Source organism: Rhodococcus sp. YL-1, assembly GCF_001942025.1.
Classification (GTDB): Bacteria; Actinomycetota; Actinomycetes; order Mycobacteriales; family Mycobacteriaceae; genus Rhodococcus_F; species Rhodococcus_F qingshengii.
In genome coordinates this window covers 4,859,293-4,882,688 of sequence record NZ_CP017299.1, presented here as the reverse complement: position 1 = coordinate 4,882,688, position 23,396 = coordinate 4,859,293, and the positions used below count along the sequence as shown (strand labels likewise).

At 63.9% G+C, this 23,396-nt stretch carries 25 protein-coding genes; 13 read left to right on the top strand and 12 right to left on the bottom strand.

What is annotated here, in order from left to right; genetic code table 11:
* Window positions 1-63: 63 nt before the first annotated feature.
* Both BH682_RS22555 and BH682_RS22550 read right to left on the bottom strand, forming a co-directional pair.
* Complete coding sequence (locus BH682_RS22555; protein ID WP_075834168.1) at window positions 64-453, bottom strand: YccF domain-containing protein; 390 nt, start codon at window positions 451-453, stop codon at window positions 64-66.
* 33 nt (window positions 454-486) lie between these two features.
* The gene (locus BH682_RS22550) at window positions 487-714 is read right to left on the bottom strand and encodes a hypothetical protein (protein ID WP_003940194.1); all 228 of its coding nucleotides are present in this window, start codon (window positions 712-714) and stop codon (window positions 487-489) included.
* 215 nt (window positions 715-929) lie between these two features.
* Here BH682_RS22550 and BH682_RS22545 point away from each other — a divergent pair, with 215 nt between their 5' ends.
* Window positions 930-1,343 (top strand): cold-shock protein, encoded by a 414-nt coding sequence (locus BH682_RS22545; RefSeq protein WP_007733502.1) that lies wholly within the window; start codon window positions 930-932, stop codon window positions 1,341-1,343.
* An 88-nt stretch (window positions 1,344-1,431) separates the two neighbouring features.
* Here the strand turns inward: BH682_RS22545 and BH682_RS22540 are convergent, their stop codons facing one another.
* The 3 genes from BH682_RS22540 to BH682_RS22530 all read right to left on the bottom strand — a co-directional run bounded on the left by BH682_RS22540 (window position 1,432) and on the right by BH682_RS22530 (window position 4,520).
* Window positions 1,432-1,899, bottom strand: a complete 468-nt coding sequence (locus tag BH682_RS22540) for a DUF2771 domain-containing protein (protein ID WP_223304425.1) — start codon at window positions 1,897-1,899, stop codon at window positions 1,432-1,434.
* Between the two features lie 26 nt (window positions 1,900-1,925).
* Window positions 1,926-3,620: an MFS transporter gene (locus BH682_RS22535; protein WP_223304424.1), complete on the bottom strand. Its 1,695-nt coding sequence runs from the start codon at window positions 3,618-3,620 to the stop codon at window positions 1,926-1,928.
* Between the two features lie 69 nt (window positions 3,621-3,689).
* Window positions 3,690-4,520, bottom strand: coding sequence for a glutaminyl-peptide cyclotransferase (locus tag BH682_RS22530; RefSeq protein WP_075834166.1), 831 nt, complete (start codon window positions 4,518-4,520; stop codon window positions 3,690-3,692).
* A 38-nt stretch (window positions 4,521-4,558) separates the two neighbouring features.
* Between BH682_RS22530 and BH682_RS22525 the strand changes: the two genes are divergently transcribed.
* The 3 genes from BH682_RS22525 to BH682_RS22515 all read left to right on the top strand — a co-directional run bounded on the left by BH682_RS22525 (window position 4,559) and on the right by BH682_RS22515 (window position 8,679).
* Window positions 4,559-5,380 carry a DUF3027 domain-containing protein gene (locus BH682_RS22525; RefSeq protein WP_030535360.1) on the top strand — a complete coding sequence of 274 codons (822 nt, stop codon included), beginning with the start codon at window positions 4,559-4,561 and terminating at the stop codon, window positions 5,378-5,380.
* A gap of 68 nt (window positions 5,381-5,448) precedes the next feature.
* Window positions 5,449-8,121, top strand: coding sequence for a sacsin N-terminal ATP-binding-like domain-containing protein (locus tag BH682_RS22520; protein WP_075834164.1), 2,673 nt, complete (start codon window positions 5,449-5,451; stop codon window positions 8,119-8,121).
* Window positions 8,122-8,127: 6 nt separating this feature from the next.
* Window positions 8,128-8,679 carry a phosphatase PAP2 family protein gene (locus tag BH682_RS22515; RefSeq protein ID WP_050654714.1) on the top strand — a complete coding sequence of 184 codons (552 nt, stop codon included), beginning with the start codon at window positions 8,128-8,130 and terminating at the stop codon, window positions 8,677-8,679.
* Here BH682_RS22515 and BH682_RS22510 read toward each other — a convergent pair.
* Window positions 8,669-9,709, bottom strand: coding sequence for an iron-siderophore ABC transporter substrate-binding protein (locus BH682_RS22510; protein ID WP_058037819.1), 1,041 nt, complete (start codon window positions 9,707-9,709; stop codon window positions 8,669-8,671). The two genes, BH682_RS22515 and BH682_RS22510, sit on opposite strands and share 11 nt — an antisense overlap.
* Window positions 9,710-9,799: 90 nt before the next feature.
* Window positions 9,800-10,057: a DUF2530 domain-containing protein gene (locus BH682_RS22505; protein WP_007733492.1), complete on the bottom strand. Its 258-nt coding sequence runs from the start codon at window positions 10,055-10,057 to the stop codon at window positions 9,800-9,802.
* Between the two features lie 102 nt (window positions 10,058-10,159).
* Here BH682_RS22505 and BH682_RS22500 point away from each other — a divergent pair, with 102 nt between their 5' ends.
* The 3 genes from BH682_RS22500 to BH682_RS22490 all read left to right on the top strand — a co-directional run bounded on the left by BH682_RS22500 (window position 10,160) and on the right by BH682_RS22490 (window position 13,523).
* On the top strand, window positions 10,160-11,614 hold the full coding sequence (locus BH682_RS22500) for an NCS2 family permease (protein ID WP_003940242.1): 1,455 nt from the start codon (window positions 10,160-10,162) through the stop codon (window positions 11,612-11,614).
* Between the two features lie 65 nt (window positions 11,615-11,679).
* Window positions 11,680-12,111: a MarR family winged helix-turn-helix transcriptional regulator gene (locus BH682_RS22495; protein ID WP_003939901.1), complete on the top strand. Its 432-nt coding sequence runs from the start codon at window positions 11,680-11,682 to the stop codon at window positions 12,109-12,111.
* A 104-nt stretch (window positions 12,112-12,215) separates the two neighbouring features.
* Window positions 12,216-13,523: an MFS transporter gene (locus BH682_RS22490; RefSeq protein WP_007733487.1), complete on the top strand. Its 1,308-nt coding sequence runs from the start codon at window positions 12,216-12,218 to the stop codon at window positions 13,521-13,523.
* Here the strand turns inward: BH682_RS22490 and BH682_RS22485 are convergent.
* Window positions 13,507-14,055, bottom strand: coding sequence for a hypothetical protein (locus BH682_RS22485; RefSeq protein WP_003940103.1), 549 nt, complete (start codon window positions 14,053-14,055; stop codon window positions 13,507-13,509). The genes BH682_RS22490 and BH682_RS22485 overlap by 17 nt on opposite strands.
* A gap of 70 nt (window positions 14,056-14,125) precedes the next feature.
* Between BH682_RS22485 and BH682_RS22480 the strand changes: the two genes are divergently transcribed.
* The 3 genes from BH682_RS22480 to BH682_RS22470 are packed head-to-tail and all read left to right on the top strand — an operon-like array spanning window position 14,126 to window position 15,828.
* Entirely contained in the window at window positions 14,126-14,716 is a 591-nt protein-coding gene (locus tag BH682_RS22480; RefSeq protein ID WP_037128521.1) for a TetR/AcrR family transcriptional regulator, read from the top strand.
* Window positions 14,717-14,764: 48 nt separating this feature from the next.
* Window positions 14,765-15,571, top strand: a complete 807-nt coding sequence (locus BH682_RS22475; RefSeq protein WP_003939731.1) for a TrmH family RNA methyltransferase — start codon at window positions 14,765-14,767, stop codon at window positions 15,569-15,571.
* Complete coding sequence (locus BH682_RS22470; protein WP_075834162.1) at window positions 15,568-15,828, top strand: DUF2537 domain-containing protein; 261 nt, start codon at window positions 15,568-15,570, stop codon at window positions 15,826-15,828. The genes BH682_RS22475 and BH682_RS22470 overlap by 4 nt, the downstream gene beginning before the upstream one ends.
* 20 nt (window positions 15,829-15,848) lie before the next feature.
* Here BH682_RS22470 and BH682_RS22465 read toward each other — a convergent pair whose 3' ends face one another.
* The 4 genes from BH682_RS22465 to BH682_RS22450 form a co-directional block, all read right to left on the bottom strand.
* Window positions 15,849-16,634 carry a DUF6928 family protein gene (locus BH682_RS22465; protein WP_075834160.1) on the bottom strand — a complete coding sequence of 262 codons (786 nt, stop codon included), beginning with the start codon at window positions 16,632-16,634 and terminating at the stop codon, window positions 15,849-15,851.
* A gap of 52 nt (window positions 16,635-16,686) precedes the next feature.
* A complete protein-coding gene (gene sepH / locus BH682_RS22460; protein ID WP_075834158.1) occupies window positions 16,687-17,610 on the bottom strand; it encodes a septation protein SepH in 924 nt (307 codons plus the stop codon).
* Between the two features lie 200 nt (window positions 17,611-17,810).
* A complete protein-coding gene (gene serC, locus BH682_RS22455; RefSeq protein ID WP_007733484.1) occupies window positions 17,811-18,932 on the bottom strand; it encodes a phosphoserine transaminase in 1,122 nt (373 codons plus the stop codon).
* A 63-nt stretch (window positions 18,933-18,995) separates the two neighbouring features.
* Window positions 18,996-20,123 (bottom strand): citrate synthase 2, encoded by a 1,128-nt coding sequence (locus BH682_RS22450; RefSeq protein ID WP_003940025.1) that lies wholly within the window; start codon window positions 20,121-20,123, stop codon window positions 18,996-18,998.
* 244 nt (window positions 20,124-20,367) lie between these two features.
* Here BH682_RS22450 and pdxH point away from each other — a divergent pair, with 244 nt between their 5' ends.
* From pdxH to BH682_RS22435, 3 genes are read left to right on the top strand one after another with little or no spacing between them, the layout of a single operon-like run.
* Window positions 20,368-21,081, top strand: a complete 714-nt coding sequence (gene pdxH / locus BH682_RS22445) for a pyridoxamine 5'-phosphate oxidase (RefSeq protein WP_007733483.1) — start codon at window positions 20,368-20,370, stop codon at window positions 21,079-21,081.
* The gene (locus BH682_RS22440) at window positions 21,078-22,343 is read left to right on the top strand and encodes an MFS transporter (protein WP_075835427.1); all 1,266 of its coding nucleotides are present in this window, start codon (window positions 21,078-21,080) and stop codon (window positions 22,341-22,343) included. Before pdxH ends, BH682_RS22440 begins: the two co-directional genes overlap by 4 nt.
* A gap of 41 nt (window positions 22,344-22,384) precedes the next feature.
* Entirely contained in the window at window positions 22,385-23,332 is a 948-nt protein-coding gene (locus tag BH682_RS22435) for an aldose 1-epimerase family protein (protein WP_064687596.1), read from the top strand.
* The last annotated feature ends 64 nt before the right edge of the window (window positions 23,333-23,396 follow it).

Here is a 23,396-nt window from a genome sequence, read left to right as displayed (position 1 = left end):
CAACTGCTGTGGTCGGGTTCTTCGGTCCGCGGGCCCGCTATGCGTAATCGACGCGGTCCACGACTATGCGTAATTCACCCGGTCCACGTCGACGATCTCCTTGCCGAGCGGCATCAGCGAGATCGGAATCATCTTCAGGTTCGCGACCGCGAGCGGAATTCCGATGATCGTGATCGCCATCGCGACGGCGGTGACGATGTGTCCGATCGCCAACCAGATACCGGCGATGATCACCCAGATGACATTGCCGATCATCGAACCGACACCAGCGGTCGGCTTGTCGACGACGGTCTTACCGAACGGCCACAGTGTGTAGATGCCGATGCGGAATGCCGCGATTCCGAAGGGAATCGTGATGATGAGGATGCAGCAGATGATGCCTGCGGCGAAGTAACCCAACGCCAGCCAGAAGCCGCCGAAGACCAGCCAGATCACGTTCAGGAGGATTCTCATGGTCAGTGACCTTTCGGTTGGAGGCGGGAGTGATCAGCGCACGCGTCGACCGGATCTGAGCGTGTAGACGATGGCCAGGAGGAAGCCGATCGGGCACGCGAGTGCTACCAGGTACAACGCCAGGCCGGGTGGGGTGTCGCTGAAGATATGGACTGCGAAGATGGCCACGATCGCCAGGAATCCGACGATGAACAGTGCCATCGCCGTACGGAACAGACCGTTTCCGGTGCCGGAAGTGCGCGGGTTCGGTTGAGGGTCCACACCTACGAGGATAGTGCCTGTAAACCTGGGTGCCGACCCGGGTTCGTCACAGGTAGACTGTTAACAGACTGCGCGCCCCGCTGAAGCAAGTGTGGGGCGCGTTCTTTTGCATTCTTCCACCGGAAGCGATGCGAGCAAGGCCATGAGGCTCTTCCGAGAGCCTCCCGAGCACATTGGGGCAGACGCCCCAGTCGAGTGATGAGCAGGTGAACGCGGTGCCGACCGGCAAGGTGAAGTGGTACGACGTCGAAAAGGGTTTCGGCTTTCTGTCGCAGGAAGAGGGCGAGGACGTCTACGTCCGTGCTTCCGCTCTCCCCGAGGGCGTCGAAGGCTTGAAGGCCGGCCAGCGCGTCGAGTTCGGAATGGCTGCGGGCCGCCGCGGTCCGCAGGCACTGAGCCTGAAGGTACTCGAGCCGGCGCCGTCGTTGCGCGGCGCGACGGCGACGCGTCGTGAGCCCGTCGAGCGTAAGCACACCCCTGATCAGTTGCACGGCATGGTCGAGGACATGATCACGTTGCTCGAGGCGAAGGTCCAGCCGGATCTGCGCAACGGCAAGTACCCGGACCGCAAGACCGCTCAGCGGATCTCCGAGGTCGTCCGGGCCGTCGCTCGCGAGCTCGACACCTGATCGCTCGATACGAGCTGCCATACACGGCTTCGAAACAAAATGCCCTGCACACCAATCGGTGTGCAGGGCATTTTCGACGTTCCGGGGATCAGGCGGTCTTGATCGACCAGATCAGCAGTCCCTGTTCGCTTCCCTCACCGACGGCGAGGTGGATTTCGACGCCGACGAGTTGCTTGACGGGATCGCTCGAAGACTCGACCGTCACTGCCAGGGCCTCGCCGGGCTCGAAGACTCGGGGCTCACCGGTCTGGTTGCCGTCGGCATCCTCGTAGACGGCGAGCAGTGCCCACTGCGCATCCGAGACGTCCGTCGACAACGACAGCTGCAGCGGGTAGCCCGCTGGAACGTCGAGTGCGTAGATGTCGCCCACCTGGGCGCACTGGGACAGGTCGATGGTGCAGAAACCGGCAGGGTTCGTTTCGATCGTCTTGCCGTGTGCGTATGCAGTGATGACCGGCAGCTTGTCGGGGTCGTCGTTGATGTTCTTGATGATCACGAAAAGAACGGAGACGTAAGCAACCAGTGCCACCACCATCAGGACACTGATCGCTGCCACGATCTTCTTTGTTCTCGAGCGCATCATCACTGCGGAGTACTTCCTTGTCCTCGGTTGGATTTACCGGTGTAAATCACTTCGGTCACTTCTTGTTCGGCCAGATCGGGTCGCTTCCCGCCGAGGCCGGGCAGGAGGCTGCTTCCTCGGTAGCTCAGGAAGGTCTGCAGAAGCCCGATCGTCAGGAACACCGATACAACAGTGAACCCGATCCAGTATTCGGTCGGAAGCAGAACCCCCAATGCGCCGCCGAGTACCCAGCTCAGCTGCAGAACCGTCTCGGATCTACCGAATCCGGACGCGATCGATTCCTCGGGCAGGTCGTGCTGGAGTGACGCGTCGAGTGAGACCTTGGCGAGCGCGCTGGCGGCCGATGCGATGAGCGTGGCAAGCGCGGCCGTCATGAGGTTGTCCGTCAGAGCTGCGATCACCGCGATGATCCACACCGACGCAGTACACCGGAGCACGATCAAGGCAGGCCGGCCGAGCTTGAGGCGCGCACCCGTGGCATTTCCGGCGAAGTTACCCAGACCGGCTGCTGCGCCGACCAGGCCGAGCATCATGGCCTGCTGGAGCGGCTCGTGATCGGTGCGTGATTTGGCGACGAACGCGATGTAGAGCGTCAGGAAGCCGGTGAGCACGCGAATGGTGCCGTTGCCCCAGAGTCCGATGATCACGGCGCGTCCGAGAGGCTGACGGACCTTGGCAGGTTTGGCGTCCGGCTGCGGTGGGGCGCTGCCGGCGTGATGCGCTTCGTCCGGGTGGTAGGTGATGGTCGCGGGTACCTCACCCTCGGTGACCTCGACCCACGACGGGATTCGCATGCTCAGATATGCGCCGAACACGGTGACGGCGACCGCGAACCACAAGGCGCCGGTGGAACCGAAAGCCAGCGCGAGCGCACCTGCGACAGCGCCGGCCCCGATCGTTCCACCGATCAGCCCGAAGACCGTCAGACGCGAATTCACGCGCACCAGGTCTATTTCCGGTGGTAGGACGCGTGGTGTCACTGCGCTCTTGAGCACCGAGAACGATTTACTGAGCACCATCATGCCGAGCGCGGCCGGATAGAGGATCCAACTGTCGAAGTTGAAGACCAGGATCACCGCGAGGAGCGTCCGGATTCCGAACGACGACGCGAGTGCGATGCGGCGTCCGCGCTGCAACCGGTCGAGCATGGGGCCGATGAGCGGTGCGATGACCGCGAACGGTGCGATCGTGATCAGGAGATAGAGCGCGACCTTGGTCTTGTCCTCGCCCGTCGCGGCCGAGAAGAACAGCGTGTTGGCCAGAGCGACGGAGATCGCCGCGTCGGTCGCGTTGTTCGTCATCACCGCGTAGGTGAGAGCGGTCAGACCGGACTTGTCCGCGCCGTCGGCCTTCGCCGCGCGCTGGAAGGTCGCGATGCCCTTGTTCGTCAGTTCGCGGCTGCGCATCGCTGCGACGCGAGTGACGGTGAGCTTGCGAGGCATCGGTGGAGCCTTGGGAGCGTCCGCCCCCGGCGTCTTCGAACCGGCCGCGGATTCGGAGTCTCCCCGCGATTCGGGAATCGGATGCAGCGGTGGCAAAGGCGTGCGACGGGCAGCGGGACGGGCCGAAGGTGGGTAATTGTCCGGGCGGGCCGCGGGTGGGTAATTGTCGTAACCGGGGTGCACCTGTTGCCCCTCCGGCTCGTCGTGGATTCGCCGAGTTTCGGGGTCGTAGGGTTCGCGCGGTCCGGTCACCACTCAATTCTGTCCTAGTGTCGGCGCGGCTACCACGCACACCCCTGCGAGTCCTGTGTCATGTCGGACTCAGTTAACAAAACGGACTTCGAACATCTGCGGCCAATACTTGCCGGTGAGCAGGAATCGATCGGTACCGGGAATCTGCGCGATGCCGTTGAGAACGTCGACGGTGCTGGTCGATCCGTCCGCGACGAGTTCTTCGCGTAGCGGCGAAGCGTCGTACACGTTCGTGACGCTGCCGTCCGACGGGTCGATTCGGACGACGGTGTCCGTGGTCCAGACATTGGCGTAGACGGAGCCGTCTTCGGCGCATTCCAATTCGTTCAGCTTGCCGACGGACTCCGAAGATCTGGTGACGTCGACGGTCGAGATCGACGCGAAGGTTTCGGGATCGCGAAAGGTCAACGTGGCCGAACCGTCGCTCGAGACCAGCCGATCCCCGAGCGAACAGATTCCCCATCCCTCGGTGTCGAGTGGGAACCGCCCTCGTTCGGTCAAGGTGTCCTTGTCACGGGCGATGGCAACGCCGTCTTTCCAGGTGAGTTGCCACAGTGTGTCTCCGGCAACCGTGATGCCCTCACCGAACAACGGCGGGTCGAGATCGGCACGCGCAACTTCCGGTCCCGAAGCGGGGGACTGCTCGTCGGAGATCTCGCTCGAGCGCACCCAGGACTGCCCGACGCGTCCGGTGCTTTCGTACAACCGGTTTCCGTCGATCTCGAGGCCCTGCGTGAACGCGTCGGGATCGTGCGCGGACACTCGAACGATCTCGACGGAGCCGGTTTCGGACGTGAGGTTGTCGGGAGCGCCGGGGGAATCGGAGCACCCCGCCAAGGCCGAGGCGATCACGGCGACCACTGCAAAAGTGCGCACGGAATTGGCGTGTGACCTACTCATCTGCCCAGCATGGCAGCCCAGTGCGTTGCGGACTTGCGGTGGTGCGGCAAACTGGAGGAGTGAGTGTTGCTACTTCTCCAGAGCGTGCAGTGCCGCGCCCAGTACTGGCCGATGCGGTCGAGCTTGCCCGAAAGGCAGTCGTCGACCTGCATGAAGGCGGTGTGGGGGCATACCTCGGCGTGACGTCGGAGGACGAATTTGCCGCCACCCATCGATTTGCAGCAGACATTCCGGGATACCGCGGTTGGCAGTGGGCGGTTGTCGTCGCTGCCGGACCGGAGGACACCCACGCCACGATCAGTGAGTTGGCGCTGTTGCCGGGTCCCGACGCGTTGGTTGCGCCGGAATGGCTGCCATGGGATCAGCGGATTCGTCCCGGCGATCTGTCCGTCGGTGACCTACTCGCCCCGCCGGCCGAGGATCCTCGCCTCGTTCCCGGCTACGTCGCCACCGGTGACCCGGAAGTCGACGAGGTAGCTCTCGAAATCGGGCTCGGCCGCAAACAGGTCATGAGCCGCGAGGGCCGACTCGATGCCGCGCAGCGTTGGTTCGACGGTGACTTCGGCCCGGAGTCGGAGATGGCGAAGGCCGCGCCGTCGACGTGTGGACTGTGTGGATTCTTCCTTCCACTCGCCGGTTCGCTGCACGCAGCGTTCGGTGTGTGCGGAAACGAACTCTCCGCAGACGGCCGTGTGGTCAGCGTGTCCTACGGTTGTGGCGCGCACTCGGACACCAGCTTGCCGCTCGGTGCGGGCTCGCCGCAGTTCGACGCATTCGACGACGGGGCCGTCGAGCTGATTGCGGTGCCCGCTCGCCCGTCGAGCGCTGTTGCAGTTGAGGATTCGGTATCCACCGAGTAGAAGATCCGTTCGGTACGGACGCACTCCGCGAGGCGACGCTGCGCGCGTGGTCGGAATCTCCGACGCGATTGCGTGAAGACGCGGCTGCGGAATCCGACCTCGCAAAGGCCGGGTACCGCGACCGTCTGCTCACCGAACTGGCGCAGAACGCTGCCGATGCAGCTGCACGCGAGGGCGTCCAGGGCTCTTTGTGGGTGGATGTGGACGGTCGGACGCTGACGGTGGCGAACACGGGCCGTCCACTGGACGAATCCGGTGTACATGCGCTGACCGCGCTGCGCGCGTCGAACAAGGTCGACGCCGACGAAGGTGTGACGGGACGGTTCGGCGTCGGATTCTCGGCAGTTCTCTCGGTCAGTGACGAGGTGGAACTGCGCTCGTCGACGGGATCGATTCGATTCTCTGCCTCGCACACTCTGCGCGAGATCGAGTCTCGCGAACTCCCGGTACCGGAAACCAGTGTCCCCGTACTTCGTTTGGTGTGGCCGTCTGGCGAATTGCCGAGCGATGGTGCTGATTCGGAAGTGGTGCTGACGCTTCGGCCGGACGTCGATGCCGCGGCGCTGCTTTCGCAGATGACACGTGAGGCAGTCGACCTGCTGCTCGAACTCCCGGCTCTCGGATCAATTCGTCTGGGTGAGAGAACTTTTCGGCGATCGGAACGGGTGCTGGATTCCGGCCTCGTCGAGATCGCGATCGGTGATCGCACGTGGTGGCAGTACACCGCGCCGAACGCGCGATGGTTGGTGCCGGTCCGCGACGGGGTCGTCGAGCCGGTCGCAGACGACGTCCTGCGGGCGCCGACGCGATCCGACGAGGAGCTGTCGATCCCCGCGATCATCATTGCCGACATTGCAATGCAACCCGATCGGCGACGCATCATGCCCGCTGCACCGATCGCTCCGCTTGCCGAGGGGTACGCGAAGTTCCTTGCTGCACTACCTCCTCGGCAGCGAACGGCACTCGTCCCGATCCCTGCCTTTGCCCGCAGCGAAACCGATTCGCTTCTGCGCGAAGCGCTTCTGAAGGAGCTGCAGGAAAACGAGTGGCTTCCGGTGGTCGGTGAACCCGACCGCGCGCCGCAGCGAGCATCCGTGGTGCCCGGGCTCGGTGATGACCTTGCCGAGTTGCTCACCGACATCATCGGCGGCCTGGTTGTCCCCGAGCTCTCCGGCCCCAAGCACGAGCGAGCACTCGCGGCAGTGTCGACGCACCGCATCGGGCTCGCGCGCATCGCGGAACTGCTCAGCGGTTCGGAACGTGAACCGAAGTGGTGGAATCGACTCTATTCGGCTCTCGAGCCCTTGGTGATCGACACTCTTGCGGTGGAAGAGCTTGGAACACTGCCGGTTCCGCTCTCCGACGGACGGACGGTGACCGGGCCGCGGACCGTCGTCGTCGGCGTCGAACTGGGTGAAGACGCGCCGTCGGTGCAGTGGACGAGGTTGGTTCATCCCGTCGCGGTTCACCCGTTGCTCTCTCGATTGGGAGCGCAGACCGCGAGTGCCACCGACCTGCTGTCCGATCCGGCGCTGCGCGCATTGATCGAAGATGCTGCGGACCAAGATGATTCGGTAGCGACGGAGTTGGCGCAGGTTGTACTCGGATTGGCGGCCCACGTGGCGCCAGGAGCGCTGCCGTCGTGGATCGGTGAAGTGCTGCTTCCTGATTCGGAAGGCGAATTGCGGTCCGCCGACCAACTTCTGCTTCCGGGAGCTCCCCTTGCAAGCGTCCTGGTCGAGGATTCTCCCTTCGGCATCGTCGACGCTGATTTTGTTCAGCGGGTGGGGGAGCAGGCGCTACGGGTAGTCGGTGTCGGGTGGGGTTTCACGGTGGTCCGTGAGGAATTGCCGTCCGGCCCCGATCACGATCTCGACGCCGAAGACGCATGGTGGGACACCCTCGACGAGGACCCCGAATACATCGAAGCCGTGCGCGATCTCGACCTCGTGGACGAAGACCGCTGGCCGCAGGCGTTGTCGCTGCTGGTCGAGTCGCCGGCGACGCGGGCGCTGCTCACCGACCGTCGTGGATACACGGCGTGGTGGTTGCGTTCGAATGCCGAACTCGGCGGTGAGGTGCTGGGCTTGCTGCGCGCTCCGGGCGATCGCACCTTCGAGGGCTTGCTCGATGCTGCCGAACACCCCGACGCCGGATTCTTCTCCGGATTGCTGGCATCGGATACCGTCGACGATCCGGAACTGGCTCAGCTGCTGCTCGATCGGCTTGCGGACCCACTACGGATGCCGGCCTCCGCCGTCGTCGCGCGGACGCACCGGCTACTGGGTGAGGCAGCGCAGCGACGGGTTCTCGACCTGGAGGAACTGCACCTGCCTCCGTTCGTGCGAGGCCTTTCCGGCGATCTGGTCGATCCCGGCGACGCCCTTGTTCTCGACCGACCGTGGCTGGGAGCGGCACTACCTGCACAACGAGTGGTGCTCGGCAGCTTCGAGACGGCCGACGCACTGGCAGATCTACTCGACGTCGCGACGGCGTCTGCATCCGTTCACGGACGAGTGAGCAGCACCGGCGTCGTCACGACGTGGGCGAACGAACCGCAGGCAGTTCTCGGCTTCGCAGCCCTCGGCCGTGAGGTACCCAGCGGCGAGGTAGTGATCCATCACGAACTGACGGTGGAACTGACGGGGGCGGTCGAGACGACGGTGATCGTGCCGTGGTGGGTGGACTCGGACGGCGTTCATCACGTGATGCGTACGTGGACTCTGCCGCAAGGAATGTGAGGGCAGATGTCTTTTGATCAGTGGGTACTCGACAGCGCAGTGAGTCAGCGGACGGCGTGGCTCGTGGACGTCGTCGACGTCATCACCGACAGCGGCGGAACCCTCGCGTCGTGGCTGATCGCGACGCTGCTCACGATCGTGCTTCTGGTTCGGAGACTGCGTACCGAAGCTCTGCTGATCGCCGGATCGATGTTGACCGGTCTGCTCGTGATGAGCGGATTGAAGCGCATCTTCACGCGAACCCGCCCACCCGTTCCGGAGAGATTGATCGAAATCGATTCGTATTCGTTCCCGTCGGGCCACGCGATGATGAGCGCGATACTCGCGACTTCGGTTGCCGCCGTGATCCTTCGTCTTGCCTTGCCGAGGCTCGCGAAGATGGCAATGCTCGCGAGCCTCGGCCTGTACACGATCGCCGTCGGATTCTCCCGCGTCTACCTGGCTGCCCATTGGATGACCGATGTACTGGCAGGTTGGGCGTTCGGGATGATGTGGGCCGGGGTGTGGATCTGGGGAACCGCGCAGATCAGAAAGCGCCGGGCGCTGGTTACTTCGTGAGCTCGGCGAGTAGTTGGCTCGTGGCCCACGGCAAGCTCAGTGCCGAGCTTGCGGTCAAGGCCGCACCGACCTGCGGAGCCTGATCGTCGTTGACGTAGACGACGCGATTGTCCTTGACCACGTCGAGTTGCTGGAAGCCAGGGTTGTTTCGGACCGCCTGTGCGGCATCGGGATTGCCGATGACAACGAGACGGTCCACGTCGAGAAGATCCAGTCGTTCGGTGGAGATCGGCGCGTAGAACTCACCGTTCATCAAGGCCTCGACCGCGGGAGCAGGTTTGAATCCGAGACTGCCGAGAACCCGTCCGCGGGCGTCCTCGGAGGAGAAGGCGTAGAACTCCGGGGTCGCGTCGACGCTGATGATCACCGCGGTCTGGTCTGCAAATTCCGGGTGAGCGCTTCTGGCGTCGGCGAACTGCTTGTCGATATCGGCGACCAACTTCTCGCCGTCGGCTTCGCGACCCACTGCCTTCGCTGCGGTCTTCGTCGTGATCTGCCACGGAGTTGCGTAGTCGCCGTAGGCCGGATCCTTCGCGACGGTCGGGGCGATCGCGGAAAGTGTGCTGTACAGGTCTTTGTCGATGCTCGAGTAGAGCGCGAGGATCAGGTCGGGCTCGAGCGCAGCGATCTTTTCGACGCTGATCGTGGTTTCGGGATTGCTGCCGACGACGGTCGGTTCGGTTCCGCCCCAAGGGCCGGTGACCCATGGCCACGTGCGGTTGACGTCCGGTTCGCCCGGGTACTGGTTGACCATTCCGACGGGCTTGATGCCCAGAGCCAACAGAGCCTGCTCGTCGTTGTAACCGACGGTGACGATCCGTTGTGGTTCGGAATCGATCGTGGTGCTGCCGAAAGCGTGATCGATCGTGACGGGGAAGGCGCCACCACCGGAACTCGACGGACTACTTGCTGCGTCGTCGTTCGAACTGCAGGAGACGAGTGCTGTGCCGACCAACGCGACCACAGCAACGGATGTCAGTCTCGTCCAACGTCCTCGGCTTTTCCAACGATTTCGGTGGGAGATCTTCACGGCTACGTGGTTCCTTTCAGCATTGACAAGCTAAGACCGACACTGGAGTGCAGGGTAGGCTTACCATACTGAAAGGGTGAATCGACCTGCTCAGTCGACCAGACCGGCGCCCTGTTGTGCGCCCTTGTCACCGCGCACAGCTGCGCGTCGTTGAATGGAGAACAGAGCGAAGCCGAGGAAGCCGACTCCGATACCCGCGTAACAGATCGGGAGTGCATCCGACCAACGATCGCCGCTCACCGCGACCACGATCGTGGCGATCACCCACAACGCGGTGCCGATGATCAGTGCCGGCGCGGGTGCGGACAATTTGCCGATCAGGCCTGTTGTGTTGCGAGTCTCCGTCACAAAATTAACGCTACCCGTACCCCGGTGGCCTACTCTCCCTAGTGCGACCGGCTTCATGTGCGCCGGCACACGGCGACCTACAGCGATGGGGAAAGAACAAACATGGCGGCACCCGGCAAGATCCTCGACACCTATTTCAAGATCAGCGAACGAGGGTCGACGATCTCGACCGAGATTCGCGGCGGTGTCGTCACCTTCGTGGCGATGGCCTACATCGTGGTCCTCAACCCCCTGATCCTCGGCAGTTTCTCGGCTGACGACGCTGCAGCGAAGACCGACGTTCTCGGCAACATCCTTCCGGTCAACCAGGTGGCTGCGGTCACCGCTCTGGTTGCGGGCCTGATGAGCATCGTCTTCGGTGTCGTTGCCAACTATCCGTTTGCCATCGCCGCGGGTCTCGGCATCAACAGCCTGCTCGCCGTCACAATCGCACCTCAGGTCACCTGGCCCGAGGCGATGGGCCTGGTGGTCATCGACGGTGTGATCATCGTTCTGTTGGCACTCACCGGTTTCCGAACTGCGGTGTTCAATGCGATTCCCTCGGCATTGAAGTCCGCGATCGCGGCCGGTATCGGCATGTTCATCGCCTTCATCGGACTGGTCGACGCCGGATTCGTCCGCCGTATCCCCGATGCCGCCGGTACGACGGTTCCCGTCGGACTCGGAATCAACGGCTCCATCGCTTCGTGGCCGACCGTGGTGTTCATCTTCGGTGTGCTGCTCATGGGTGTTCTGGTCGTGCGCAAGGTTCGTGGTGGACTGCTGATCGGCATCGTCGTCACGACGATCCTCGCCGCGATCATCGAGGCAGTTGCCGACGTCGGACCCTCGCTCGGAACCAACCCCAAGGGCTGGAACCTCAGCATCCCCGCGATCCCGGAGATGCTCGGTGGTATGCCTGATCTGAGCCTGGTCGGCGACGTCAGCATCTTCGGCGCATTCACCCGCATCGGTGTTCTGGCCGCCAGCCTGCTTGTCTTCACCCTCGTGCTCGCGAATTTCTTCGACGCCATGGGCACGATGACGGGTCTCGGTAAGGAAGCCGGCCTGACCGACAAGGACGGAAACCTCCCCAACGTCGGTCGCGCGCTTGTCGTCGAAGGCGCGGGCGCGATCGTGGGCGGTGGCGCTTCGGCGTCGTCGAACACCGTGTTCGTGGAATCCGCGTCGGGTATCGCCGAAGGCGCCCGCACGGGCCTGGCAAACGTCGTGACCGGACTGCTCTTCCTCGTCGCGATGTTCCTGACGCCGCTCTACTCCGTCGTGCCGATCGAGGCAGCTGCGCCTGCCCTCGTCGTCGTCGGTGCGCTGATGATCGGGCAGGTCCGAGACATCGATTTCACCAAGTTCTCGGTTGCTCTCCCGGCGTTCCTGACCATGATCGTCATGCCGTTCACCTACTCGATCGCCAACGGCATCGGCGTCGGCTTCATTTCATGGGTGGTCCTGCACGCTGCCAGCGGTGGTATCAAGAAGATCCACCCGTTGCTCTGGATCGTGGCGGCACTTTTTGTGGCCTACTTCACTGTCGGACCCATTACCGACGCCCTTACGTGAAATCAGGGTTGACCGGTATTCGATTACGTGAGCTACCGGCCAGCTCTTGACGTATTGTCTGACGCGTGACCACCGAAACTCGTGCGCTGGCCAGCGATCTTTCCCTGGCTGTAGTGCGTCTCACCAGGCATCTGCGCGGCCGCAGAGTCGACGCTCAGGTATCGCTGACGCAACTGTCCGCCTTGGCGAGCCTGGATCAGTACGGCCCGATGACTCCTGGCGTACTCGCAGCACGTGAGAAAGTGCAGCCGCCGTCGATGACGCGCGTTGTTGCTTCTCTCGCCGAGCTCGGTCTGGTCGAGCGCTCGCCGCATCCCACGGACGGTCGTCAGATCATCGTGAATCTGTCCGACGCCGGGCAGGCGTTGCTCGCGGACGAAACCCATGCGCGCGAGGCGTGGATGAACGAGCAGCTGGCCGGGCTGGGTGGCGAAGAACTCGCGACGCTGCGCGGTGCCGTCGAGATCATCACCGAGATGGTCAACAAGACGGAGTAGCTCCGTGAGTTAGAGGTCGCGTAGCTCCGCTACCCAGAGGTCGTTGCCCAAACGAATTACTCGAGGGGCAAGATAGTGGGGTGCCCCGAGACCCCGATTCCGGCATGTTTGCCGCGCTCCACAACCGCAACTACCGCCTTTGGGCTTCCGGACAGATCGTTTCTCTGGTCGGCACGTGGATGCAACGCATCGCCCAGGACTGGCTGGTACTGACGCTCTCGGACGGCAACGCGCTGGCGGTGGGCATCGTCATGGCCTTGCAGTTCGGCCCGACGCTGTTCTTGTCGGTGTGGGGTGGGGTGCTTGCCGATCGGTACGACAAGCGTCGGATCCTGATCTTCACGCAGTGGGCGAGTGCGGTATGCGCGCTGGTGTTGGGTCTGCTGGACGTCGGTGGGCTCGTCGCGTTGTGGCATGTCTTCCTGATTGCCTTTGCCCTCGGCTGTGTCTCGGCGCTCGACGCACCCGTGCGTCAATCGTTCACCATCGAAATGGTGGGCAAGGAGCACCTGTCCAACGCCATCGCGCTCAACTCCATGACGTTCAACACGGCCCGCATCGTCGGTCCGGCCATCTCGGGTGTGCTGATCAACCTGATCGGAACAGGGTGGGTGTTCCTGCTCAACGTCGCGACATTCGGTGGGGTGCTCATCGCGCTCTACCTGATGAACAAGAAGGAGTTGATCCCGTCGGAACCGGCCCCGCGCACCAAGGGGCAGGTGCGCGACGGGTTCCGATATGTATGGGGCCGCAAGGACCTTCGCGTGATCATGGTGTCGGTCTTCATGGTCTCGACCTTCGGCCTGAACTTCGCGATCAGCCTGGCGGTGATGGCGCGCAACACGTTCGGCCTCGAGGCCGACGGTTACGGATTGCTGTCCACGACGCTCGCCGTGGGCACCCTTGCCGGCGCTGCGTACGCCGCAAGACGGAAGGAAGCGCCGCGGTTGCGGACGTTCCTCGGTGCCGCCGTGGCTTTCGGTGTGTTCGAGGTCGCGGTGGGATTGATGCCCACCTACGCGTTGGTGGCGCTGATGTTGATCCCCACGGGCGCACTGACGTTGACGTTCACGACGTCCGCGATGAACATCCTGCAGATGTCGGTGCCTTCCGAGATGCGCGGGCGGGTGATGGGTATCTACATGCTCAGTTTCCTCGGTGGCACACCGCTGGGAAGCCCGTTGCTGGGTTGGCTCGCCGACTCCGTGGACCCACGTGCGCCCTTGATCGTGGGCGGAGTGATCTCGCTCGTCTCGGGCACTGTGGCCGGGGTGTACCTGCTACGCAGCGAAGGGCTGAAACTTCGTCTTGCGCGACCCGAAGACGGGGGCAGGCTGCCGGTTTTCGTCCTGCGTCCGGTGATCGTATGCGACGCGACCGAACAGGCAGTCGAGGCTAGCCGCGCGCCGTGACCTTCTCACGCTTGGGAAACACCGTGTAGCTCAGAGCGATTGCTCCCCAGATTGCGAGTACCACTGTCAGCTTGCTGATCCATCCGTCGAGGGCTCCAGTACGGGTGGGGTCGTCGACGAGGAAGATGGCCGCGCCGAGAAGTCCGCACGCGACGGCCCAGGCGATCGCGGCTTTGCCGAACTCGCGCCATTCGCGCAGTGCTCGCGCACTCCCGTACTTGGGTGGTGCGACGGGAGCCGGGCCGCCGGCGAATCGGTAGGCGAACCTGGCGTCGGCCCAGGAGATGAGGCTGTGTCCGAACGCGACGGAGAATCCGATGTAGGCCGCGGCAAGCCCATGGGTGAAGTTCGCCTCGCCACCGCCACGAAGATCGAGGGCTGTGGCGACGAGCAGTACGACATCCACCAGGGGCGCGCAGATGAGCAGTGCGGCGCCCAGCGTTTTGCGGCGCAGTAGATAGCGGGCCGCGAGACCTGCGGCGATGAACACCCAGAACATGATTTCGCACGCGATGATCAAGTGGACGATCATGACATCAGCTCATTTCTAGTACGACTGTGTTAGTGATTGAAAACTAGCACAGCTGTGTTAGTTTTGTGAAGTGGTGAAACGTAGCAGTCCGGATGAGCGGCGTGAAGAGATCGCCGAGGCCGTGTGGCGTGTGATCCGTCGAGACGGTGTGGCGAGCGCCAGCGTCCGGGCGGTCGCGGACGAGGCGAAGATGTCGACGGGGTCGCTACGGCACTTCTTCGCGACGCAGTCCGAACTCTTGCTGTTCGCGATGACGCTCGTGACCGTCCGGGTGGAGGAAAGGATTGCCGGCATCGACTTCGATCCCGACATCCGCCGCGCGATCCGTCAGTTCACCGATCAGTTCGTTCCCCTCGACCAAGATCGGCGTGAAGAAATGCAGGTTTGGGAGGCCTTTGCTGCTGCCGCCCAGACCGATTCGGCGTTGACGGCCGTGCGTGACGAGACAGACCGGACCTTGTTCGAGCACTTTCGTTCGTTCGTGGAAGCGGCGCATCGAGCGGGTTTTCTACGGCCGGGTGCCTCGGTCGACATCGAGGCGATGAGATTGCATGCGCTCGCCGACGGGCTCGCGTCGCACGGCGTCGACAATCCCGAGCGAACCAATCCAGAGGTGATCAGTCAGGTGCTCGACGCGCATTTTGTCACGCTGTTGCGTTAGGTCGGGAGTAGTGGTGGGGGCTCGCGGTGCGTACGGCACGATAGACCCGTGGTTCACGTCATCGACATCTCAGATCCCGCCGACCCCCGGCTGGATGACTTTCGCGATCTCAACTCTTCGGATCGGCGCCCCGACCTCCCGGAGGGCAAGGGACTGGTCATCGCCGAGGGAGTGTTCGTCACTCAGCGACTGCTGACTTCGCGGTTCGAGCCGATCAGTCTCCTCGGCGTCGAACGACGGCTCCTGGAGCTCGCTGACGATCTCGACGGAGTGGACGTGCCGTTCTACCGTACGAGCGCCGAAGTGATGGCCGAGGTCGTCGGATTTCACCTCAACCGCGGCGTCCTCGCTGCAGCAGCACGCCCGGCACCGCTCGCGGTCTCGGACGTGTTGAAGGACGCGAAGACCGTCGTGGTTCTCGAAGGCGTCAACGATCACGAGAATCTCGGCTCGATGTTCCGCAACGCGGCGGGGCTCGGCGTCGACGCCGTTCTGTTCGGGAAGGGTTGTGCCGACCCGCTGTACCGGCGGTCGGTCCGTGTGTCGATGGGGCACGTGTTGCGAGTGCCCTTCGCGCATGTGGCAAAGTGGCCACACGACTTGGATGAGCTGCGTGGCAACGGTTTTCAGCTCATTTCCTTGACTCCGAATCCGGAAGCGGTCACTTTGGCCGAAGCGATGACCGGGGAGAAGGTAGCGCTACTGCTGGGCGCCGAGGGGCCAGGTTTGACCGAACATGCGATGCGGGCCACCGACATTCGTGCCAAGATACCGATGGCGCCCGGCACCGACTCGCTCAACGTCGCGACCGCAGCGGCGATGGCCTTCTACGAACGTGTCAGGACCGGCCGGTGACTCAGGACCACACGCCCTGGTTCACCGGAATCGCGGTGTCGGTGTTCGCCGCCGTGCTCTCGACCAGTGCCGTCGCGGCGTTCTGCGTCGCGCTGGGCAACGTGAACGTGCTCCTGGCGGTTGTCGTCAATCTCATTGCGGTAGGCGGACTTGCGCCGACCGTGTGGCGCTGGCGAGCCGTCCCCGTGTGGCGATGGGTGGTCTACGGCGCGGTAGTCGGCGTACCGCTCGGGTGGATCGCAGCGATAGCCGCGTGAACGTGTGAGGCTGCTCGGCGCTACTTGAAGCCGAAGTACCGAGCGAGGCGGCCGCGCGGCTTGGCCACCGGTGCGTCGTGGATCGGCGGCATGTTTTCGGGCATGGGTACCTCTGTCGGCGCCTGCTCGGGCATCGGCGCGGGGGGTGGGGGTGCAGGTTTGGGGGCCTCGCCGGGTCGGTGAATCTTGAAGCCCCACAGGAGAATCTGCGTTGTGTCGAGTTCGTGTTCTCGCGGCGCGCCGGTGTATCGAAATCCCAGCCACTCGAGGTTGGCGGACTCCGCGAACTGTTGCGGGTGGAACGGAAGTGACTGCGGATCAGGCAGGATCCCGGGCGGGTAACGCAGGGGATGGTTGCCGGCCCAGAATTCCAGTTCCCAGGTCTGTGGGATCCCCAGATTTTCGACGATGTCGATCGGGATGGCACTGAACGAGCGTCGTAGCTCGCCGTCCTCCCACAGTGCAAACGAACCCTGCGCGGTTTCGGGGACGGAGCTGATCAACAGCGTCGAGCCACCCTCTGCCGAAAGGTGCCAGGAATCAGGCAGTTTCGAGGGGACGAAGGTGCTGAGTTCGGAGCTGCAGACGACGCTCACTCGACCGTACGCGCCGACGAAGACGTAGCCGGGGCTCACCGTCGCGGCCATCGACAGCGGCTGAGGCCCGAGCGACTCGAACTCCTTGTCCGGGTACAGCGACATGGCGATTTTCAGGGCCTCGGTCTGATCCGGCTGTGGGTACCTGCTCAATTCGGTGCGAGCGTCTGCGCCGCCCAGAAACCAGATCGTCGATACCCGTGCAGCCACCGGCAGCCCTCTCTCCTCAGCCTCGCTCGAAAGAAGAATACTTTCCTTCGGGTCAGCGACCGCTGCTGCGGACCCCGAGGAGTACGTCGTCCCACGAGGGAAGAGCAGGCCGTCCGCGCTTGTCCTTGGTCTGCGTCTGCTGCGGAGCGGTTTTCGGGGTCACATCCGGTGAGGGTTCGGGAACCTCTTCGGTGACGACGGTTTCCGGCTCGACAGCAATCGGTTCGGGCGCCACGATCCGTTCCGCCACCACCGTCCGCTCGGAAACTGCTGTCCGCTCGGAAACTGCTGCGGGCTCCGGCTCGATCTCCGCCACCGGTTCGGCGTCGAATCGGGACAGTTCAAGCTGCTGCGGCTCGTTCGAGACCACCGGTACCAGGCCGCGGAGCGGGCGACCGAAGTCGGGATCGATCAAGTCGAATGCCGCGTCGTCGAGTGCGACTATCGTTCCGCCGTGCGCGTCGGGCTGGTAGCGCCAGTGCGCGGCGTTGGTGGTGCGGCCGGCCTGCCACTGCAACTGCGCGACCCACTGATTGTCCTCGTCGCGCCAGGCATCCCAGGTGGCCTCGTCGATACTGTGGCCGCGGGCGCGGAATGCGTGGGTCACGATTTCGGAGAGGGTGGGAACTGTCGGACCGTTGTCGCGCACCGGGTGTCCGCCCTGCGCCATTTCCGCGGCGCGGGAGCGCTCGAGCAGAACGGGGTACGCAAAGCGCTCGACCTTGCTGATGGGGATCTTCGCTTCTTCGGCGACCTGCTCTACGGAAGCACCGGAACGAATGCGCGCCTGAATTTCGCGGGGACGGAGTTGGCTTTCCATTTCGATCTCAATCTGGCCGAGTCGAGCCACGTCTCCGCGGGAAGCTGCACGAAGTTTGTCATCGGCGGGAAGCCGGAATTTCTGGCCGGTTTCAGCATCTGCGCACACCACATGCGATCCATCGGGTTCAAGTCCGATCACTCGAAGCTCTCGCACATTGACCTCCTTATCGCGCCGGCTCGCGACTTTGCGCCGCGCTCAACTGTAATTCATTCGTGACCATGGACTCGGCAGGACACGCAGGGCGAGATGACCTCGGATCCGCCCACCGGTGTGGTAGCTCACAAGGCCTGGCGCAAACGACGCTCGGCCCCCGACGTCATGCCGGGGGCCGAGCGGTGAAGCAAATGTGAAAATCAGCCGAGCTGAGAAACGACCCAGTCGATGCTCTTGGTGAGAGCGGTGACGTCATCGGGGTCGATGGCCGGGAACATGCCGACGCGCAGCTGGTTGCGGCCGAGCTTGCGGTACGGCTCGGTATCGACGATTCCGTTGGCGCGCAGGATCTTTGCCACCTCGGCAGCGTCGACGTCGTCGTTGAAGTCGATGGTGCCGACAACCTGCGAGCGGTGTGCCGGATCAGCGACGAACGGCGTTGCGAACTCACTGGCCTCGGCCCAGTTGTACAGGCGCGAGGACGAATCCGCGGTGCGAGCGGTAGTCCAGTCGAGGCCGCCGTTGCTGTTCATCCACTCGATCTGGTTGGCGAAGAGCAAGAGGGTGGCCAGGGCCGGGGTGTTGTACGTCTGATCCTTGGAGCTGTTGTCCACGGCGATGGGCAGCGAGAGGAAGTCAGGCGTCCAGCGTCCCGAATCCTTGATCTCCGCGACGCGTTCGAGGGCGGCCGGGCTCATCAGCGCGATCCACAGTCCGCCGTCTGCAGCGAAGCACTTCTGCGGAGCGAAGTAGTAGACGTCGGAATCGGCGACATTGACCGGAAGTCCGCCGGCGCCCGAGGTGGCGTCGATGGCGATCAGTGCGTTCTCCGAACCCGCGGGACGCGAGACGGGGATCGACACACCGGTGGAGGTCTCGTTGTGCGCCCAGCCGATGAGATCGACGGACGGGTCGGAGACCGGCACCGGTGCGCTGCCCGGATCGGCGGAAACGACGATCGGGTCACCGATGAACGGGTTGGCCTTGGCGACCGAAGCGAACTTGGAGCTGAATTCGCCGTTGGTCAGGTGCAGCGACTTCTCGCGGATGAGGCCGAATGCGGCCGCATCCCAGAACGCAGTGGTTCCGCCGTTGCCGAGGACGACCTCGTAGCCCTCGGGCAGTGAGAACAGATCGGCGAGGCCGGAACGAATGCTGGCCACAACGTTCTTGACCGGCTTCTGGCGATGGCTGGTGCCGAACACCGAAGCGCCCACCTCGACCAGGGACTGCAGCTGCTCGGGGCGAACCTTGGAAGGACCGCAGCCGAAGCGTCCGTCGGCGGGCTTGAGGTCGGCGGGGATGATCGGTGTGGAGGTCATCGCTTCTTTCTGTTCCTTCACTTGTGTTCTGTACTACCGTGATTGGCGAATTCGAGCGGGGTACTACGCGTGGCTGATCTGGTCCCAGCCCTCGACCGACTCCGGAGTACGGGGCGCCGGGCCGGTGTAGATGGCGGCCGGGCGTACCAGTTTACCGAGACGCTTCTGCTCGAGGATGTGTGCACACCAGCCGGCGGTGCGGCCACAGGTGAACATGGCAGGCATCATGTGCGCGGGAACCTCGGCGAAGTCGAGGATGACAGCGGCCCAGAACTCGACGTTGGTCTCGATCGCGCGATCGGGACGACGCTCACGCAGTTCTGCCAGTGCAGCCTGCTCGAGAGCTGCGGCAGCCTCGTAGCGGGGAGCGTTGAGGCGCTTGGCCGTGGCGCGGAGCACGCGTGCACGGGGATCTTCGGCGCGGTAGACGCGGTGTCCGAAGCCCATGAGCTTTTCCTTGCGGTCGAGGATTCCCTTGACCAGAGCGCGGGCGTCGCCGGTCTTCTCGGTCTCTTCGATCATCGGAAGAACTCGGGCCGGTGCGCCGCCGTGCAGCGGGCCGGACATCGCGCCGATGGCGCCGGAAAGCGAAGCCGCGACGTCGGCGCCCGTGGAGGCGATGACGCGGGCCGTGAAGGTGGAGGCGTTCATGCCGTGCTCGGCTGCCGAGACCCAGTACGCGTCGATTGCCTCGACGTGTGCCGGATCGGGCTCACCCTTCCAGCGAACCATGAAGCGTTCGGTGACGGTCTTGGCCTCGTCGATGCGGCTCTGCGGGACTGCCGGCTGGTAGATGCCGCGAGCGGACTGCGCGACGTACGACAGCGCCATGACGGATGCGCGGGCGAGCTGGTCGCGGGCGGTCTCGTCATCGATGTCGAGGAGCGGCTGGTAGCCCCAGATGGGAGCCAGCATCGCCAGTCCGGCCTGAACGTCGACACGGACGTCGCCGGTGTGAATGGGGAGGGGGAACGGCTCGGCCGGCGGGAGGCCGGGGCCGAAGCGGCCGTCGACGAGAAGGGCCCATACGTTGCCGAAGGTGACCCTCTGGCCGACCAGGTCTTCGATGTCGACTCCGCGGTAGCGCAGTGCGCCGCCGTCCTTGTCGGGTTCTGCGATATCGCTGGTGAAGGCGACGACGCCTTCGAGTCCGCTCACAAAATCGTCCGGTATTGCTGCGCTCGCTGCCATTCTCGTGGACTCTCCTCGTTCGAGTGCGCCAGGTCTACAGTCGCACTGCCTCAGCTTCAGTGACTGCGCCTCGGTGCTCGCAGGGATGAGCACGCACCGTGTTTTGTACTGCGCAATCGTCTCGTCCCGATTCGGCGCTGTCGCTGGTGCGGCTCGCGGTCCGGGTCGGGTCTAGCCACGGCAAACTTTAGCGCGTGCCGCGTAGCCGTTGGCCAGTGAGTACCCGGGAGTAGCGTTCTCGGCTGTGTCGAATGAACGTCAGGACCCGCAGGCGGTGGACAACGAACTCGCGGCCATGCGTGTGGGCTATCCGCAAGCAGGCAGCGAATCGGAGTCCGTCGAGGACCGCATGAGTGCGGAATTGGATACTTCGGTTGTCGAAACCGGTTGGCTGCCACTCATGCGCCAATGGCTCGTGGACGCCGTCGAAGCTGACGCGCCGGAGCCCAACGCCATGACTCTGTCGACGGTGGACGACGGTGGCCGTCCGGCGTCGCGCACCGTGCTCTGCAAAGGGCTCAGCGAGGACGGAGTCCTCTTCTTCACCAACTACGGATCCGACAAGGCTCGTCACCTCGACGCCCACCCGTACGCGTCGGCGAACTTCACGTGGCTGACTCTTGCCAGGCAGGTGATCGTCCGCGGCACCACCGAGCGGGTGAGTGCTCAACTGACGCAGGAGTATTGGCGAACCAGGCCTCGAGGTTCACAGCTCGGCGCGTGGGCGTCGTCGCAGTCTCGTCCGATCGACTCGCGTGCCGATCTCGACGAGCAACTGCGTGAGGTCGCTGCTCGATTCGGCGTGGACGGTGAGATTCCGGTGCCACCGAACTGGGGCGGGATTCTGATTCGGCCCGAGTCTGTCGAGTTCTGGCAAGGACGCGCGAACCGCATGCACAATCGAGTTCGCACGAGCCTGGTCGACGGACAGTGGTCCGCCGTCCGTCTCCAGCCGTGAGCCGGCTACTCGCGGACACGACTCCGCTCGAGAATCGCGACTATCGACGGCTGTGGACGGCCGGCATCGTCACCGTCATCGGCGCTCAGCTCAGCGTGGTCGCCGTACCGCAACAGGTGTACGAGATCACCCGAAGCTCGGCCTACGTCGGTCTGACGGGAATCTTCGGTCTGGTCCCGCTGGTCGTTTTCGGTCTGTGGGGCGGCGCACTGGCCGACGTCATGGATCGACGACGGCTGTTGATGATCACCTCGATCGGACTCGGCGTCACGTCGGTACTGTTCTGGATCCAGGCTGCCCTGAACGTGAACAACGTGTGGTTGGTGCTCGGATTGTTCTCGGTTCAACAGGCGTTCTTCGCGGTGAACCAGCCGACGCGAGCGGCGATCATCCCTCGGTTGATTCCGGGCAGGCAGTTACCGGCCGCGAACTCGCTGAACATGACTGTCGTGCAGTTCGGTGCGATAGCCGGCCCGCTACTGGCGGGTGTCCTCATACCGTCGGCCGGTCTGCAACTGCTGTACCTGCTCGACTCGATCTTTCTTCTCGCCACACTGTGGGCGGTATGGAAGCTCCCGGCGATTCCGCCGACCGGAACGTCTCGGCGAGCCGGATTGAGCGAGGTCCTCGGCGGTTTCACGTATCTCGCGACGCAGAAGGTTCTGCTCGCGTCGTTCGTGGTGGACATCATCGCGATGGTGTTCGGGATGTCGCGAGCACTGTTCCCGGAGATCGCTCACGAATCCTTCGGTGACCCCGCCAGCGGCGGTTTTGCGCTGGGACTGCTGTTCGCGGCGATGTCGGTGGGAGCCGTTCTGGGCGGAGTCTTCTCGGGTTGGTTGCCACGGGTTCAGTACCAGGGGCGAGCCGTTCTGGTCTGCATCGCGCTGTGGGGGCTGTCCATGGTCGGCTTCGGCGTTGCCGTGTACTTCGCGGGTCCCGGTTCCAGTGTGATTCTGCTCTGGGTGGCGGTCGCATTCCTGGCATTCGGCGGAGCCGTCGACATGGTCTCGGCGGCTTTCCGCAGCACGATGCTCCAGCAAGTGGCAACCGACGACATGCGCGGACGACTGCAGGGCGTATTCATCGTGGTCGTGGCAGGTGGTCCGCGTATCGGTGACGTGCTGCACGGCGGTGCAGCCTTCCTGTTGGGGACCGGTGTCGCGGCAGCGGGCGGCGGCTTCCTGGTGATTGTCGGTGTTGTCCTTTCTGCCCTCGCATTTCCGGCATTCGTTCGCTACAAGGTGGGACGCGCCGTCTGACGTCCTGGTTAACCGGTCGCTCGTGGTGGAAACTGGTACGTATGACTGCGCCGCACAGCACGGGTAGGGGAGGGTTCGAGATCCGTGGTGGAGGCTATCGAGCCGAGATCGCCGCGGCCGGTGCCGGGTTGCGGCTACTCGATCACGAAGGACCGAACGGTCAGCGCGCGCTGACCGAGACCTGGGCACTCGGATCGAAGCCACCGCTGTCGGCCGGATTGGTTCTCGCGCCGTGGCCCAACCGAATTCGCGACGGGCGCTTCATGTTCGACGGGATCGAGCATCAACTCGAGATCACCGAACCTGCGCTGGGGAACGCGAGCCACGGGTTCGTCCGGCGTCGCAATTGGAGCCTCGTGGACCACACGTACGAGCGCGTCGAACTGTCGGTCGACGTGGGACTTCACAAGGGTTGGCCCTATCCGTTGCAGCTGACGGTCGCCTACGAGGTCGGTGCCGACGGACTGACCGTCACGCACACGGCCACGAACAAGGGTGCGACCTCGTCGCCGTTCGGGCTCGGAATGCACACCTTCATTCGCGCCGGCGACTTTCCGCTCGACGAATGTGCTCTGCATCTGGCAGCAGGCACGCGGTTGCCGATCGATCCGGCGAGGATGCTGCCGAACGCGTATTCGCAGGCAGTCGCCGGTACGGACTACGACTTCCGGACACCGAGACTGCTTGCCGGGGTGCAGTTGGACACTCCGTACAGCGCATTGGACGTCGTCGACGGCAGTGGTCGCACGCAACACGAGCTGCTGGCTCCGGATGGAACGGGCACTGCCCTGTGGACCAACCGCGAGTTCCCGTGGATTCAGGCCTTCATCGCAGATCCCGCCAACGACAAGGGGTATCCCGACCGTGGGCGCGCATTGGCTTTGGAGCCGATGACCTGCCCGCCTGACGCCTTCAACTCGGGCATCGATCTCCTGGTGCTTCATCCGGGTCAGACGTGGACGGGTAGCTGGGGCATCAAGGCGCTGTGATCCGGCTCTCATACCGTGGGATCGTGTAACACCAAGTAGGCATCAGCCGATAACGATCGGTTTT

Coding starts and splice junctions, on each gene's coding strand:
- BH682_RS22555 (WP_075834168.1), bottom strand. CDS start 453: ATGAGAATCCTCCTGAACGTGATCTGGCTGGTCTTCGGCGGCTTCTGG.
- BH682_RS22530 (WP_075834166.1), bottom strand. CDS start 4,520: ATGAGTAGGTCACACGCCAATTCCGTGCGCACTTTTGCAGTGGTCGCC.
- BH682_RS22515 (WP_050654714.1), top strand. CDS start 8,128: ATGTCTTTTGATCAGTGGGTACTCGACAGCGCAGTGAGTCAGCGGACG.
- BH682_RS22500 (WP_003940242.1), top strand. CDS start 10,160: ATGGCGGCACCCGGCAAGATCCTCGACACCTATTTCAAGATCAGCGAA.
- BH682_RS22490 (WP_007733487.1), top strand. CDS start 12,216: ATGTTTGCCGCGCTCCACAACCGCAACTACCGCCTTTGGGCTTCCGGA.
- BH682_RS22485 (WP_003940103.1), bottom strand. CDS start 14,055: ATGATCGTCCACTTGATCATCGCGTGCGAAATCATGTTCTGGGTGTTC.
- serC (WP_007733484.1), bottom strand. CDS start 18,932: ATGACCTCCACACCGATCATCCCCGCCGACCTCAAGCCCGCCGACGGA.
- BH682_RS22450 (WP_003940025.1), bottom strand. CDS start 20,123: ATGGCAGCGAGCGCAGCAATACCGGACGATTTTGTGAGCGGACTCGAA.
- BH682_RS22435 (WP_064687596.1), top strand. CDS start 22,385: ATGACTGCGCCGCACAGCACGGGTAGGGGAGGGTTCGAGATCCGTGGT.